Source organism: Azotosporobacter soli, assembly GCF_030542965.1.
Taxonomy (GTDB): Bacteria; Bacillota; Negativicutes; order SG130; family SG130; genus Azotosporobacter; species Azotosporobacter soli.
In genome coordinates this window covers 1-15493 of the sequence record NZ_JAUAOA010000026.1, presented here as the reverse complement: position 1 = coordinate 15493, position 15493 = coordinate 1, and the positions used below count along the sequence as shown (strand labels likewise).

The 15493-nt window shown below is 49.9% G+C and carries 16 protein-coding genes and 1 other annotated feature; of the genes, 11 read left to right on the top strand and 5 right to left on the bottom strand.

Annotated elements, in window-relative coordinates:
* The first annotated feature begins 19 nt into the window (after positions 1-19).
* From QTL79_RS16205 to QTL79_RS16185, 5 genes are all read left to right on the top strand, one after another.
* Positions 20-2056, top strand: coding sequence for a sigma 54-interacting transcriptional regulator (locus QTL79_RS16205; protein ID WP_346356001.1), 2037 nt, complete (start codon positions 20-22; stop codon positions 2054-2056).
* A gap of 181 nt (positions 2057-2237) precedes the next feature.
* Positions 2238-3236: a dihydroxyacetone kinase subunit DhaK gene (dhaK, locus tag QTL79_RS16200; protein ID WP_346356000.1), complete on the top strand. Its 999-nt coding sequence runs from the start codon at positions 2238-2240 to the stop codon at positions 3234-3236.
* Between the two features lie 75 nt (positions 3237-3311).
* Positions 3312-3944, top strand: a complete 633-nt coding sequence (gene dhaL / locus QTL79_RS16195) for a dihydroxyacetone kinase subunit DhaL (RefSeq protein ID WP_346355999.1) — start codon at positions 3312-3314, stop codon at positions 3942-3944.
* A gap of 15 nt (positions 3945-3959) precedes the next feature.
* Positions 3960-4352: a dihydroxyacetone kinase phosphoryl donor subunit DhaM gene (gene dhaM / locus QTL79_RS16190; RefSeq protein ID WP_346355998.1), complete on the top strand. Its 393-nt coding sequence runs from the start codon at positions 3960-3962 to the stop codon at positions 4350-4352.
* Positions 4353-4369: 17 nt separating this feature from the next.
* Complete coding sequence (locus QTL79_RS16185; protein ID WP_346355997.1) at positions 4370-4636, top strand: HPr family phosphocarrier protein; 267 nt, start codon at positions 4370-4372, stop codon at positions 4634-4636.
* A 75-nt stretch (positions 4637-4711) separates the two neighbouring features.
* Here QTL79_RS16185 and QTL79_RS16180 read toward each other — a convergent pair whose 3' ends face one another.
* The 5 genes from QTL79_RS16180 to QTL79_RS16160 are packed head-to-tail and all read right to left on the bottom strand — an operon-like array spanning position 4712 to position 9083.
* Entirely contained in the window at positions 4712-5590 is an 879-nt protein-coding gene (locus QTL79_RS16180; RefSeq protein ID WP_346355996.1) for a DUF7916 family protein, read from the bottom strand.
* Entirely contained in the window at positions 5562-6326 is a 765-nt protein-coding gene (gene nagB / locus QTL79_RS16175; protein WP_346355995.1) for a glucosamine-6-phosphate deaminase, read from the bottom strand. The genes QTL79_RS16180 and nagB overlap by 29 nt, the downstream gene beginning before the upstream one ends.
* Before the next feature lie 9 nt (positions 6327-6335).
* Positions 6336-7478, bottom strand: a complete 1143-nt coding sequence (nagA, locus tag QTL79_RS16170) for an N-acetylglucosamine-6-phosphate deacetylase (RefSeq protein ID WP_346355994.1) — start codon at positions 7476-7478, stop codon at positions 6336-6338.
* A complete protein-coding gene (locus QTL79_RS16165) occupies positions 7462-8340 on the bottom strand; it encodes an N-acetylmuramic acid 6-phosphate etherase (RefSeq protein WP_346355993.1) in 879 nt (292 codons plus the stop codon). The genes nagA and QTL79_RS16165 overlap by 17 nt, the downstream gene beginning before the upstream one ends.
* A gap of 11 nt (positions 8341-8351) precedes the next feature.
* On the bottom strand, positions 8352-9083 hold the full coding sequence (locus QTL79_RS16160; RefSeq protein WP_346355992.1) for a GntR family transcriptional regulator: 732 nt from the start codon (positions 9081-9083) through the stop codon (positions 8352-8354).
* A gap of 197 nt (positions 9084-9280) precedes the next feature.
* Between QTL79_RS16160 and QTL79_RS16155 the strand changes: the two genes are divergently transcribed.
* The 6 genes from QTL79_RS16155 (at position 9281) to QTL79_RS16130 (ending at position 15454) form a co-directional block, all read left to right on the top strand.
* Positions 9281-10072, top strand: coding sequence for an acyl-CoA dehydratase activase (locus tag QTL79_RS16155; protein WP_346356026.1), 792 nt, complete (start codon positions 9281-9283; stop codon positions 10070-10072).
* Positions 10073-10128: 56 nt separating this feature from the next.
* Positions 10129-11238, top strand: coding sequence for a double-cubane-cluster-containing anaerobic reductase (locus QTL79_RS16150; RefSeq protein WP_346355991.1), 1110 nt, complete (start codon positions 10129-10131; stop codon positions 11236-11238).
* A gap of 197 nt (positions 11239-11435) precedes the next feature.
* Positions 11436-12737 carry an NCS2 family permease gene (locus QTL79_RS16145; protein ID WP_346355990.1) on the top strand — a complete coding sequence of 434 codons (1302 nt, stop codon included), beginning with the start codon at positions 11436-11438 and terminating at the stop codon, positions 12735-12737.
* A gap of 110 nt (positions 12738-12847) precedes the next feature.
* Positions 12848-13094, top strand: a binding site (T-box leader).
* Positions 13095-13164: 70 nt separating this feature from the next.
* Positions 13165-14181, top strand: coding sequence for a 3-deoxy-7-phosphoheptulonate synthase (aroF, locus tag QTL79_RS16140; protein WP_346355989.1), 1017 nt, complete (start codon positions 13165-13167; stop codon positions 14179-14181).
* Positions 14182-14288: 107 nt separating this feature from the next.
* Positions 14289-14612 (top strand): transposase, encoded by a 324-nt coding sequence (locus QTL79_RS16135; RefSeq protein WP_346355988.1) that lies wholly within the window; start codon positions 14289-14291, stop codon positions 14610-14612.
* Positions 14613-14614: 2 nt separating this feature from the next.
* Entirely contained in the window at positions 14615-15454 is an 840-nt protein-coding gene (locus QTL79_RS16130; protein WP_346356025.1) for an IS3 family transposase, read from the top strand.
* The last annotated feature ends 39 nt before the right edge of the window (positions 15455-15493 follow it).

Here is a 15493-nt window from a genome sequence, read left to right as displayed (position 1 = left end):
TTTTGTTAGGAGAATAACGATGCGGTTTGAAAAAGAGATAATAATACGACACGACAGAGGCATTCATACACGCGTGGCGGCGATGGTCGTGCAAAAATATCATGAGGTTCAGCAGCGTTACGGTGCCGAACTGACGTTTTGCTGTAAGGGAAGAGATCCTTTTTTACCCAATAGCCTAATGCTGCTGGTCGCACTAAAAATAGCCGGCGGCGAATGCCTTACGATAGAAGGACGAGGCGAGTTGGCGAAAGAAGCGGTCACGGAGATGGCTGCGTTTCTGGAAAGTGACTTTCAGCTCGCGGACGAAAGCAGCATCAATGAAATGGACAGGTTGCTGCAAGACAATGCATTCACGGCGGAGCAGATTTTCAACAGCATGGCGAACGGTCTGATTGTAACGGATGAAGCCGACGTGATAACGGTCTTTAATCCGGCGGCGGAAAAATTTCTCGACGTTACGGCTCAAGAAGCTGTCGGGCGCAAGGTGCATGAAATATTGCCTAATTCACGTCTTAACATCATAAACTCCTGCGGCGAAGCGGAAATCGGTTGTCGGATGGAAATTGGAAAATCGGTTACGATCACCAATCGGACGCCGATTCTAATTGATGGAAAAGTTAAGGGTGCAATGGCTATCTTTGAGGATATATCCGCGTTAGAGTCTGTTTCGTGGGAACTGCAGGAGATTAAAGAATTGAAAGAAAGACTGCAGCTGATCTTGGAATCCGTGCATGACGGAATCTGCGTCTTAAACAAAGAAGGGATCATCACTTACGTGAATATGGCCTACCAACAAGTCATGCAGCAGTCGGGGAAAGAAATTTTAGGCCGCGCGGTGACAGAACTGTCGCCGGAGGGAGCCAGATGCCGGGTGCTTGCGACAGGCAAACCGGTTCTCGGGCACATCAGTCGCAAGGCGAATGGGCTGACGCTGGTTGCCGACGTGAATCCAATCATGGTTGATGGCGAGATGACCGGTGTGGTGTCGGTCGTCAGGGATATAAGCGAAGTGGAACGATTAATGGAAAAGTACCACACGGCATCGGCGCGCGTTGATTACTTGGAACAGGAATTGCGACGCACGCGCCAGTCGGGCAAAGGGTTTGAAAAGTTTGTCGGCCGCTGCGGCAAAGTGAGTGATTTACTGGCTATTGCGGCAAAGGCGGCGGCGGGAAATGCTACCGTGCTGATCAGCGGGGAAAGCGGCACAGGTAAGGAATTGGTCGCGGAGGGGATTCATTATGCCAGCAACCGGGCGCAGGGCCCTTTTGTAAGAGTCAATTGCGGCGCGATACCCGGTGCGCTGCTGGAAAGTGAATTGTTTGGACATGAAAAAGGTGCATTCACCGGTGCGGTGCGCCGAAAGATGGGGAAATTTGAACTGGCCGATCAGGGAACGATTTTTCTTGATGAAATAGGCGAATTGGAAAAGAACCTGCAGGTCAAATTGCTGCGCGTCCTGCAAAAAAAAGAGTTCGAACGCTTGGGCGGTGAAGTCACCTTAAAAGGGAATATCCGGATCATTGCCGCGACGAATCGTAATTTGGAAGAAATGGTGGCGCGCGGCGAATTCCGGGAGGACCTTTACTACCGTCTGAACGTTATCCCAATCCTTTTGCCGCCGCTGCGTGAGCGCCAGGAGGATATTCCGCTTTTAGTGGAGCACTTTCTTTTTAAGATGGCCGAAGAAACGGGGCAGGCGGTAAAACGGATTGGCCGCGATGCAATGGCTGATTTTCTGCGCTATCCATGGCCGGGGAATGTGCGTGAGTTGGAAAATGTTTTGGAACGGATCATCACGCTGCATGATGCGGCGCTTATAGTAAGAAGCCATCTGCCTTCCTATCTGGCGAGTGCGGAGGGACAGGAGGCGAAAATAGAAAATAACCAAGAGGACGATGTCGTTTTGCGCTGGGAGGAATATGAACGTCAAATTATTCGCAAAGCGCTAAATCAAGGCGGCAGTTTCAATGCGGCTGGAAAAATATTAGGCCTTACGCATAAGACGGTCGCGGCGAAAGCAAGAAAGTATGGCTTGGAGAAAAAATATGATTGAGACAAAAGTTTCAACTTGATATTTTTTACCAACAAAACAACGAAAGGGTTGATATTTTTTACCAAAGAGACTTTCGTAAAGCGCAAGAAACGTGCTTTGTGCAGTTGGCATAGAAATTGCTTTATTGATGATATGAAATGCCGAAACAGAGTGGCAGGTAAAAAAAGAGGAGAGTGGCGAAATGAAAAAGATCATCAATGTGCCTGAGCAAGTTGTCGAAGAAATGTTGCAAGGGGCCGTCGCAGCCCATCCACAGTATGTGAAGCGGGTCGAAGGCTTTGATGTGTTGGTTCGTGCCAATTCACCCGTAAAAGGAAAAGTCGGTTTGGTAAGCGGCGGCGGCAGCGGACATGAACCTTCTCATGCCGGGTTTGTCGGCAAAGGGATGCTCGACGGTGCAGTTGCAGGAGCCGTATTTACATCCCCGACGCCTGACCAGGTCTATGAGGCGGTAAAGGCGGTTGATGGAGGCAAAGGCGTACTGCTGGTTGTGAAAAACTATACCGGTGACTGCATGAATTTTGAAATGGCCGGCGAACTGGCTGACGCCGATGGCATAAAAGTGGATAAAGTCATCGTTAATGATGACGTTGCCGTAGAGGGCAGTACTTGGACCGTCGGACGCCGCGGCATTGCCGGAACGGTATTTGTGCATAAGATTGCCGGGGCGAAGGCTGAAACCGGTGCGGATTTGCCGGAAGTGAAACGTGTGGCGGAAAAAGTAATTGCCAATGTCCGTTCCATGGGAATGGCACTGGCGCCTTGTACGGTTCCCGCTGCAGGCAAACCTAGTTTTGAGCTGGCGGAAAATGAAATTGAAATCGGCATGGGGATTCACGGCGAACCGGGCACACATCGCGAAACATTGCGCAGCGCCGATGAAATTACCAGCCACATGCTGGGTAAAATATTGGCGGATCTGCCGTATAAAAAAGGCGACGAAGTGGCTGTCATGGTCAATGGATTAGGTGCGACGCCGTTGATGGAACTGTATGTGGTGAACAACAAGGTTGCGAAGATGCTAAGCGAAGCGGGCATTAAAACGGTCAAAACCTACGTCGGCAATTACATGACGTCCTTGGAGATGGCAGGTTTTTCAATCACGCTCCTGAAAGTGGACGCTGAATTGAAAGAGCTGCTCCTGGCTCCGGCTGATACCCCGGCTTTCGTTCAGTTTTAATATCGCTTTCGGTTGCGGCAGGCGTTCGCTCGTCTGTCGCTGCCGAAACAGGTAAACCGATGGGAGGACAAGAGAATGAGCGCAACTGCGTATGAATTATTAAAGGCTGTTGGAGACGTCATTATTGCGAATAAAGAATTCTTGACGGATCTGGATGGGAAAATTGGCGATGGCGATCATGGCATCAACATGGCGCGCGGTTTTGAGGCGGTAGCTGCAAAAACGGCTGCGCTGGGCGAAGATAAGGACATCGCAACGATTTTGAAGACGGTCGGCATGACGTTGGTGACCAGCGTCGGAGGAGCAGCTGGACCGTTATATGGAACCGCTTTTCTGCGCGCGGCGGGACCGGGGCAGGGAAAGCATGAGTTGGATGGAGCAAGCGTTGCGCTTATGTTATCTGCCGCCATTGGCGGGATTAAGGAACGCGGCAAAGCGACCCGTGGCGAAAAAACAATGCTCGACGCATTGGAACCCGCTTATGATGCCTACCAAGCGGCGCAAGAGGCGGGGAAGTCAATTGCAGACAGCTTGGCAAAAGCATGCCAAGCGGCCAGTGAAGGGGTCGAATACACGAAGACAATCATTGCAACCAAGGGCAGAGCCAGTTATCTTGGCGAACGCAGTCTTGGACATCAGGATCCCGGTGCGACATCGTCCTATCTGATGTTAAAAGCGGTTGTGGACTGTTTGCAGCGTGATAAGTGATGGGAGGATAAATGTATGGTTGGAATCGTAGTTGTATCGCATAGCCGCAAGATTGCGGAAGGGATTGTAGAAATGGCAAGGCAGATGTCCCGTCCGGAGCAGGCATTGATTGCCGCTGGAGGCATGGAGGACGGCGGCATCGGCACAGATGCGATGCGCGTTCAGGCTGCTGTTTCGCAGGCTGATAGCGGCGATGGCGTTGTTATTATGGTCGATTTAGGCAGTGCTGTGCTCAGCGCGGAAACAGCACTGGAGTTTTTGCCGGAAGAACTGCAAAAACGCGTGCGTATCGCCGACGCCCCGGTTTTAGAAGGCTCCATTGCAGCGACAGTGGAGGCATCGCTTGGCAGCGATCTGTCAAAAGTTGTCCAAACGGCTGAAGATGCCAGAAACCTTAAGAAGTGTTAGGAGAGGGTGTGACGGCGATGAGTGAAATTAATGTCATCATTACGAATCCGACAGGACTTCATGCTCGTCCTGCGGCGATGTTCGTGCAAAAAGCGGCTTCGTTTAAAAGTAAAGTGCGCGTGCGCGGCAATGGAAAAGAAGCGGATGCGAAAAGTATTCTGGCAATCATGGGCATGGGTTTGGCGAAAGACAGCGAAATTACGCTGGTGGCCGAAGGCGAAGATCATGAAGAATGCCTGACGGCGCTTAAGAATCTGATTGAAACGAATTTTGGCGAAGCCTGAATAGAAAAATGGTTGTGGAAAACTCAAATTGGTTTTCCACAACCGTTTTTTTTGAGGAGAGAGAAATCGCGCTGCTTAGGTGCGCATTGCCATGCGGCGGAATGTGTGGCGACGCCCGCGGATCGCAATCGAATACGCTTGAATGTTTTCCGGCAGAGCGACGCCGAAATAGCCGGCGTCTCCTAAATGATGAATGTCAACGCCGGATTTTTTTGCGTCCAGCGCTAAATGACGTATCGTAGCCAGGTCTGCGCCTTCTTGCGAAGTTCCGATTGCGCTGATGGCCAGCTTGCCCTGGCGGTGGGCCAGGTTTGTCCATTGCCAAACCTGCTCGAGTGTGACGCCGGGGACGGTGCCGGGTGCGGGTAAAAGTAAAATATCTGCTCCTGCTGCGAGGAACGCATTCGCGACGCTATCCGTCATGACCGGTTCGCCAACACCAGAGCCGTGCATTTTGCCCGCTGCAACGACGCGGAGATCGCCGAGCTCCGCTTTGATCTCGGAAAGCGTTTTACAAATCGTGTCATTGTCGACGCCGCTATGAGGGTTGCCGGTAAGCACGATGAAAGATGCGCCCTGGTCAAAGGCAAGACGCGCAGTCTCCCTATTAGCGCGGCGGCTGGGAGGGAAGCCGGGATGATCGTCAGGTACAGGCTCTAAATTGACGCCGATACACCGACCAGTGCGCCGCTTAAGTTCTTCGAGCGGTGAAACGGAATCGATGCCGGCGATGTAAGGCTGATAAACATCGTAAATATTTAGCAATAAGAGATCTGCGCCCATTGCCGCTGCCAACTCGCCGTTACTGATGTCGCCGAGCAGCGGCGGTGCAGTGACGACTGTCTCGCATAAAAGAGTGCGTCCTTCGCTGTTGCGGATGCTGTCGAGAAGAGCGCGGCCGCATAATGACGCCAATTCGGGCGGTTTAAGATCTAAGATTCTGGTTGTTGTCATCTAAGCACCTCCGAATTTTACTGGCAGCTGCCGCATCTAACAAGACAATGACGTCTTGATGGAGTTGCAGGATGGATGCCGGAACCTCGGGCGTGATTCCGCCGTATAGTGTGTTGTAGATCGCATCCGCTTTGTTCTCTCCGCTGGCTAAAAGCAAAACTTTCTTGGCGTGCATGATGGTCTTCATGCCCATGCTGATTGCAAAACGAGGGACTTCTTCGATGGCAGCGAAAAAACGAGCGTTGGCTTCAATCGTTTCTTCGTCAAGTTTTACCTTGTGCGTTGTCGCCTCGAATTTTATATCCGGTTCATTGAAGCCGATGTGGGCATTGGTGCCGATGCCTAAAACTTGAATGTCAATGCCGCCGCTTTGCCAGATTAAGCGGTCATAGTCGAGACATTCTTTCTCGATATCGGCCGGTCGACCGCACGGAATATGAATGTTTTTTTGCGGCAGATTGATATGAGAGAAAAAGTGCTGGTGCATATAGTAGTGATAGCTGTTGGCATCATCAGGCGCAAGTCCCAGGTATTCATCGAGGTTGAAACTGGTAGCTTCGGAAAAATCGAGACCGACTTCTTTGTGCAGTCGAACCAACTCCTGATACATCTGTAGCGGCGTACTGCCGGTGGCAAGGCCAAGTACGCTGTTTGGTTTTAAATAAAGTTGCCCGGCCATGATGCGGGCGGCGCGTGAACTTAAATCGGCATAATCGTCGGCAATAAGAATGCGCATAGCGTTAAATCAACTCCTATATACAGATTTTCCTGCTACAAAAGTAGCTTGAATGGTGAAATCGGATGAAAAAATCGTGATGTCGGCATCTTTGCCAATTTCCAGGCTTCCTTTACTGCCAGCGACGCCGATGCGGCGCGCCGGCGTTAGCGATACGGTGCGAATTAACTCAGGCAAACTGAGTTGCGTGTTTTTTTCCAAGAGGCGAGCGGCCGAGCGCAATGTCGTGACGCTTCCGGCGATGACGCCGCTGGCCAAACGTGCTTCACCGTCGCTTACGATGACATCCTGACCGCCTAGGTCATAATGCCCATTTGCCAGGAGACAGGCGCGCATGGCATCGCTGATGAGGATCACATGATCAGGGCCTTTGAGCTTTAGAAGCATGCGTTGCAGACAGGGGTGGACGTGCACGTCGTCGACAATCAGCTCACAAGTGACGGCAGGCGTATCGAGCGCGGCTCCGATGATGCCGGGCTGTCTGTGGTTGAGAGGCGGCATGGCGTTGAAGGTATGCGTGACATGCTCGGCTCCCGCAGCAAAGGCGGCAAGCGCTTGCTCATAGTTGGCGTTGCTGTGTCCGATGGATACAGTGATTTGCGCGGCGCGGCAACGTTGAATGAAGTCGTGCTTGTCTGCGCCTTCCGGTGCCAGAGTCACGATGCGGATGACGTCGAGGTAATCTTCGATATCAAAAAAGTCTGGCGTCTTGATGAAAGCGGAATCTTGTGCGCCTTTGTACTGTGGACTAAGGTAAGGTCCTTCCAGGTGAGCGCCTAAAATAACGGCGCCATTCCCTTTTGCCTTTTTCGCGGCGCGGATGCGCTGCAAGGCGCTTTGAATGCGCGGCAAATGCATTGTCATAGTGGTTGGCAAGAAAGAAGTGACGCCGACTTGCGGCAGCAGCGCTGCGATTTTTCCTAGCGCTGTCGGGTCTTCGTCCATCGTGTCGTAGCCGCCGCAACCGTGGATGTGAATATCGATGAATCCCGGCGAAACATAATGACCTGCGGCGTCAATGATCTCGAAGTCTTCGCCGGGTTTAAACGCGTCGGCAGCGACGATTTCTCCGATTTGTTCGTCAAAGACCAATACCTTGTTCTCGAGAACTTGGCTGGCGGTGATGATGCGTCCGTTAATGATTGCTTTCATGTGTTTCGCTCCTTATGGCTCGTTTCAGATGACCGTTGTGTCTGCATAACGCTGTTTCAGCTTCGCTTAAAGAAAGCTGACATTTGAGCATGAGAATGGCGAGTTTTGCTTGTCCGTTGCTGCGCGTGAGCGCGGCTTCGGCTGCGTGACTGCTGCAGGCGCAAATCTGGCAAATGATGTCGAGGACGCGCTTCTTCAGTTTCTGATTTAACGGGCGTACGTCCACCATCAGGTTGTCATACACTTTTCCTGCCTTTATCATTGTGCAGGAAGACAACATATTTAAGACCATCTTTTGCGCGCTTCCTGCCTTCAGACGCGTCGAACCGGCGATGATTTCAGGGCCGACGTCGACAGTGATGCAGTGCTTGGCGCTGCGCTCCAATTCGCTGCCCTCTTGGCAGCAAAGGCCGAGCGTCATCGCATTTTGTTCGTTTGCATACTCAATCGCCGACAATGCATAAGGCGTGGCGCCGCTGGCGCTGATTGCGAGCAGCAGGTCGGCCTGGGAAAAGTTAAAAGATGCCAGATCGCTGCGCGCCAGCGTAAAATCGTCCTCTGTTTCTTCACGCCAACCGCTCAGTGCGGTCAAGCCGCCGGAAATGACGGGAATGAAGATGCCGTCATCAATGCCGAAGGTTGGCGGGCATTCCGAGGCATCCGCGAAGGCTGCTTTTCCGCTGCTGCCGCTGCCAAGATAAAAAATCCGTCCGCCGCGCTGCAGGCAGGCAAGAAAGTGTTCTACAGTGAGATTAATCGCCGGAAGAGCTTTTTCCACCGCGGCTGCGACCTGATGATCTGCTTGATTGAAAGCCGCCGTCAATGCCGGCAGCGGTAGTTCGTCTAAAGGAAGAATACTCAAAGGGATACCTCCTATTTGCGCAAGGTGATTTCAAATTTGTAACGGTCACTGCGGTAAATGGCCTTCGTCACTTCCATTGGCGTGCCATCTGCGAGATAAGTCTGGCGGGAAAATAAAAGAGCCAGTGAATTTACTGCGACGCCGAGAAGGCTGCTTTCGTATTCATTAAGCAAAACGGGTTCGATGCTCTGCGAGGCATGATCCATTTCCAAAGAAAAATTGCGCGCCAAGACCTGATAGAGCGAATGATCGGTTAGCAGCTCTTGGCTCAAATCATTGCAGAGGTGGCAGGGAAGGTAGGCTGTTTCCAGTGCGTAGGGTTCGCCGCTAATACAGCGCAGCCGTGTGATGGAAAAAACAGGCTGACCTTTTCGTAGCGCTAAAGCCTGTTGGATTTTTTTTGTCGGCAGCGTGCGTTCAAAAGACAATATCTTTGTATTTACGGCAAGACCACGACGCTGCATTTCCTCGGTAAAACCGAGCAGGCAGGAAAGCTGATGCCTTTCTTTGGGTTTCAGGACGAAAGTACCGCGGCCCCGTTCGCGATAAACGAGCCCGTCATTGACAAGACTCAGGATTGCCTTGTTTACCGTCATGCGGCTAATGCCGTGAAATTCGCAGAGCTCTCGTTCCGTCGGAATCGGATCATCCGGCTGTAAAACGTCATTTTCAATCAGTTCGGCGAGGATTATTTTTAACTGATGATGGAGTGGGAGAGGGGAATGCTTATTGACTTTTTTCATGCGTCACCTCAAAGAAAACAAATTTGTAAAATGCTATATTGTATATACATTATAGCATGAAGATAGCACAGTAAAAGAACTATGGCAAGCAAAAACGACAAGAAAGATTGCGTTAAATGGATAGATATAGAAAATATATTGTTATATAATAAATGCTGTGTATGTGATTTGAAGGAGAAAGGAGACTGGAAGTGACAATGCGTGTCGTTGCAGGCGTCGATGTAGGATCTACGACAATAAAAGTAACGGTGTATGATGGTAGGGCGATGGAACATCGCATGGTCTTGGCTGGTTGGAATCCGCGTGAAGAAGCGAAGGCCTTGCTGACGAAAGTGGTAAAAGAGTGGCAGATTGCTATTGATGATCTGGCTGCAATTGTGGGGACCGGTTATGGCCGTGCGAATCTGCCGTTTGCGGCACGTCCACTGACCGAAATCACCTGCCATGCGCGAGGCGCGGAGTATTTGTCGCCGGGGGTGCGTACGGTCATTGACATTGGCGGTCAGGATGCGAAGGCAATTCGCCTCGCAGCCGGCAGAGTGGAAGAGTTTGTCATGAATGATAAATGCGCCGCCGGAACGGGCCGCTTTGTACAGGTGATGGCGAATGCACTTGGCTTTGACGTGGCAAGCGTGGCGCAGTTGGCGTTGAAGCCGGGTGAAGAAGCCTGTTCGATCAGTGCAATGTGTACGGTGTTTGCCGAATCGGAAGCAGTCGGACTCTTGCATCGCGGGCATTCGCCAAGAGCCATCATGGCTGGAATTTATGCGGCGATTGCCAGCCGGGTCATTGGCATGGCAGATAAGATAGCGCCCTGCGGCCCAGTTGTTTTTACCGGCGGCGTTGCCCGCAACGAAGCGTTGGGGCGTGCATTATCCGAACGCCTTGGGTTGGAATTGGTCGTGCCCTCGAAAGCCCTCTACGCCGGGTCTATCGGCGCGGCCTTGTATGCCTGGGAACAGGGAGAAACAAAAGAGGCTAACGACTAAAAGCCAAAAGCTAATAGCCATTAGCCGAGCGCCACGATAAAAAGGAGGAATTTAATATGTCGGATCCGGTAACTATGTTAAAAGCTGCGAAGGCAGAAGGAAAAAAAGTCGTTGGGTTTTATTGCGTTTATGCACCGCAGGAGTTGGTCCTGGCTGCGGATGCATTAGGGTTTGCTTTATGCGCGACAAAAGAAGAGCCGATTGCAGACGGGGAAAAAGCGCTGCCGCGTAATTTTTGCCCACTCATAAAATCGTCATACGGCTTTGCCGCCACCGATAAATGCCCCTACTTTTTATATTCTGACCTGATTGTCGGAGAGACGACCTGTGATGGCAAGAAAAAAATGTTTGAATTGATGAAGGACTTCAAGGACGTTCATGTGATGAAGCTGCCGCAAAGTAATCTGCAGGAGAATGATCATCAATATTGGCTCTCGGAAGTCAAGTTGTTGAAAGAAGTCTTGGAAGAAAAACTGGGCGTCAGCATTACGGAAGAAAAAATGCGTAATGCGATCAGAGTTCTTAATGAAGAACGGAAAATGATGCAGGAACTATCGTCACTGATGCAAGCAGATCCGGTCCCAATGTCGGGTATGGATATGTTAAAGTTGATGTGGGGACGAAATTTTGTCTTTGACCGCTCTGACTTTGCCCAACAATTGAACGGAATCATTGCTGACTTAAAGGAAAGTGTTGCAGCGGGAGAAGGTGCTTTTCCTAAAGGCGCGAAGCGGATTCTGGTCACCGGCGTTCCGACCGGGGTCGGCGCGGAAAAAGTTTTGAAAATCATTGAAGAATGCGGCGCAGCCGTCGTTTATATTGAAAATTGTTCGGGGATGAAACAGTTTGTCACGCTGGTCGATGAAAATCGGCCGCCGCTCGAAGCGATTGCGGATAAATATCTCGGCATTCCCTGTTCCTGCATGAGCCCGAATCCGAAGCGGATGGAAATGATCAGCAACTTGGTCAATGAGTATAAGATTGACGGCGTGGTTGACGTTATCTGGCAAGGCTGTCATACGTACAACGTAGAAAGCCGAATCTTGGGGAAACATTTGAAAGAAGAGAATGCGACGCCATTTCTGGCGGTGGAAACAGATTATTCGCAAAGCGATGTGGAACAAATCAGAACCAGAGTCCAGGCTTTCTTGGAAATGATGGATTAGCTCTCGCTAAAAAGCAGTCGGCAGACGCCGGCTGCTTTTTAATTTTGAAAGAAATATAAAATATGAATATAAATGATGGAATTATGGTGAAAGTTCGATATGTATTGAACGAAAGTGTATACAAGACGTCTGACGTGTGGTAAAATAGCCGACGGTGCAAAAAACACGACGATTTTACTCACAAGGAGCGGGTGGAGATGTTAGAAAAATGGTTTCATTTGACGGAGCGGAGCAGTGATGCGCCGACAGAAGTGTTGGCCGGTGTTACGACCTTCCTGACGATGCTTTATATTGTAGTGGTCAATCCGGCGATTCTGGGTGCCGCCGGAATGAATTTTGACGGTGTATTTATGGCTACGGTTATTAGCAGTGTGTTGGCGACTTTGATTATGGGGATATTTGCTAATTATCCGATCGTTATCGCACCGGGAATGGGGATGAACGCCTATTTTGCTTACAGCGTGGTGCTAGGCGGCGGACACTCCTGGCAGGCAGCGCTCGGCGCCGTTTTCATTTCCGGAATTTGTTTTGTCCTCCTGTCGCTGACGCGCTTTCGCTATATGTTGATCGATGCGATTCCGGCAAGTTTAAAACACGCGATTACAGCGGGAATCGGACTATTCATTTCATTTATCGGTTTGCAGAATGCGAAAATCATTGTGGCTTCACCGGCGACACTGGTTACGCTTGGGCGGCTTTCGGAACCGATGCCGATGATCGCCGTATTAGGACTGGCAGTCTCCCTGATCCTGATGATTTACAGGGTAAAAGGCTTTCTCTTCTTTGGCATACTGGCAACTGCTATTTTAGCCTATTGCCAAGGGTTGCTTGTCTTGCCTGAAAACTGGCTGGTTTTGCCGAGCGGTTTGGCGAGTACGGCATGGCAAATGGATGTGTCCGGCGTTTGGAATCAAGGGTTATATGCGGTGGTCTTCACATTTCTTTTGGTTACGTTATTCGATACGACTGGCACGATGCTTGGCGTTGCGGAGCAGGCCGGTTTGCTCAACGAGGGGAAGTTTCCTCGCGTACGTGGAGCATTGATGGCAGACGCCCTGGGCACGGCAGCAGGTGCAGCGCTTGGCACAAGTCCGACCTCGGCTTATATTGAGTCGGCGGCCGGCGTTGCAGCTGGCGGGCGAACCGGTTTAAGTGCGGTAACGACGGCAGTCTTGCTCTTGAGCACTTTGTTTTTTTCGCCGGTCGCGAAGATGTTGGCAGGTGTTCCGGCCGTGACTGCGCCGGCGATTATCCTTGTCGGATTTTTTATGATGGATGGTCTTAAAAACATCGAATGGAAAGATACGGAGGAAGCGTTTCCGGCGTTTTTGATCCTAGTGACGATGCCGTTGACGTATAGCATTGCTACCGGTATTGGCGTTGGTTTTATCGCTTATCCGCTGCTTAAGCTTGTCCGCGGATGCGGCCGTGAAGTCAGCCCGATGTTGTACTTTTTTGCGCTCCTGTTCTTTATTCAAATCGGTTTTTTCAGTCATTAAGCAAAAGAAGCCTCTGCAATGGAAGACAATTCCGTTGCAGAGGCTTCTTAAAAAAAGACTTGCAATAGTGTAAATGTAATGATAAAATTCATTAAAAGTTAATAAAAGATGTAAACGCAATGAAAAGGAAAAGTAGCTTTTTGTATTTGCCAAGCGAATCAGGGGCGGTGGGAGCCTGATGCAAAAAGAAAAGTGAAGTTCGCCTTGGAGTGGCATCCTGAAAGCAGCATTTGCCGGTAGGTGATGACGAAGTCCTTCTCCGTTAATAGGAAGGGGGTATCGGTCGATGGACCCGTACTTAAGAGTGGCCTGGACACAGGCAAATAAGGTGGTACCACGGGAACTCCCGTCCTTTTCAGGACAGGGGTTATTTTTTTTGCTGACGTAAAAATTGTTGAAAGAAAAGAAGAAACAGGAGTGATGGAAGATGGTTATTGTGATGAACAGACAGGCGAAATTGGCGGAAATCGAACGTGTGGAGGCTGTCGTTGCTGCAGCAGGCCTTACTTTTTATACGATGGAAGGCATACAGTATTGGGCAATCGGAGTGAAAGGCGAGACGCAGCGTTTGGCGTCTGTCGCGCTGGAGGCGCTGCCGGGGGTCGAAAGAATTGTCAGGATACAGACCGGGTATAAGTTGGTAAGCCGTGAGCTGCAAGATTCGGACAGTATTATCGACGTAGACGGGGTGAAAATCGGCGGCGGGCACTTCGCCGTGATGGCGGGGCCGTGTGCGGTAGAAAGCAGAGAACAGCTATTGGAAGCGGCCGAGATCGTAAAAGCCGGCGGCGCGACCTTTTTGCGCGGCGGCGCCTATAAACCGAGGACCAGTCCGTATGACTTTCAAGGTCTCGAAGAGCAAGGACTTGCCTATCTGGCGGAAGCGAGCGAACGTACCGGTTTAAAGGTTGTTACGGAGGTTACGGAGACGACTGCAGTCGAACGCGTCGCCCATTATGCGGATGTACTGCAAGTCGGCGCAAGAAATATGCAAAACTTTGCGTTGTTAAAAGCGGTAGGACAGTCGGGAAAAGCGGTCCTTTTAAAGCGAGGCATGTCGGCGACGATTAACGAATGGCTGCAAGCGGCGGAATATATCGTGAGCGCCGGCAACCCGCGAGTCATTCTTTGTGAACGCGGCATCCGTACGTTTGAAGAATATACCCGAAATACGCTCGATCTCAGCGCTGTTAGCGCAATCAAACGTTTAAGTCACTTGCCGGTTATTGCCGATCCGAGTCATGGCACCGGAAAGTGGCATTTGGTTAAACCGATGGCGCTCGCGGCGCTCGCGGCCGGCAGCGACGGATTGATGATTGAAGTGCATCCTAATCCGGCCGAAGCCCGTTGTGACGGGCCTCAGTCGCTAAATCCGGAAAACTATCATAAACTGATGCAGGAATTGCAGGCGATGCAAGCGTTTCTCAAGGGACGGCCGGCTTAAATAAAAAAAACAGGTGCGTCGAGTAGTGTGAACCCGTAAAATGGGAAAATGAAAAAGCACCTCTTATGTAGTATAGAAAAACTATACTACATGAGAGGTGTATTTTTGTGGCAAAAAAGGTGCATTATTCACCCGAGGTAAAGTGGGATGCAGTCAATATGAAACTCGCTGGGCGGAGTACCGTTGAGGTTATGAAAGTCTTAGGAATAAAAAGTAAAACACAGATTAAAAGATGGATGAGTTGGTATCGAAATGGTGAAACCCATCGCTTTCAGCAGCCTGTCGGAAAACAGTATACTTATAAAAAAGGGATAGAGGAATTATCAGAGATTGAGTGTCTAAGGCTTAGAATTAAGCAGCTTGAAATGCACAACGAAATACTGGGAAAGTTAAATGGGATCTTAGGAAAACAACAAAGAAGCAACTCGTAGAAATTCTCGAGGCGCTTAAGAGTAAATATCCAATTGGAGAGATGTTAACCTTTCTTGAGATCCCAAAAACTAATTATTACCGATGGCGTAAACAACCAGATGATAGGTTGGAGAATGAACTACTTAAACACATTAGAATAATCTGCAGTAAACACAAGAGGCGCTACGGATATAGGCGCGTTACAGAGGTGCTAAGAACCGAATATCAGCTAAACATCAACCATAAGCGCGTAAGTCGTATTATGGCTGAAAATAATCTTCAAGCACGAATCAGCCGCAAGAGATTCGTTCACTTCAAACCGGACGTGGCTGTTAAAAAAGCGGATTTAATCAAGCGGCAATTTAAAGCAGATGCACCAAATAGGAAGTGGTATACCGATGTTTCAACCATCACTATCGGCGAAACCAACCTGTATCTCTCTGCCATTATTGACGGTTTCAATAATGAAGTAATCAGCAGTGTGATTAGTACATCTCCTAATTTGGAACTCGCCTTTGATACGATAAATCAGGCTATCCAAGGTCGAAATATCGAAAAGGTGATTCTTCATTCTGATCAAGGTGGTTTATATACATCCCCGAGGTTTCAAGAGTTTGTAAAAGAAAAGAACATTATCCAAAGCATGTCCCAGGTGGGAGTATGCTTTGACAATGTTCTAATCGAATCATTCTTCTCACATTTGAAGACAGAGGCCTTCTACTCTCAGGATTTCACCGCTACCAACGAACAAATCATTGAGATCGTGGAAGAATACATCTATTATTATAACAATGATCGGCTACAATTAAAATTGAATAAGCTGCCCCCGATAAAATATCGAGAGCAGCTACATACGGCATAAGGCTCTTTTTAAAACTTCCCGCTTTTGGGGTTCACACTA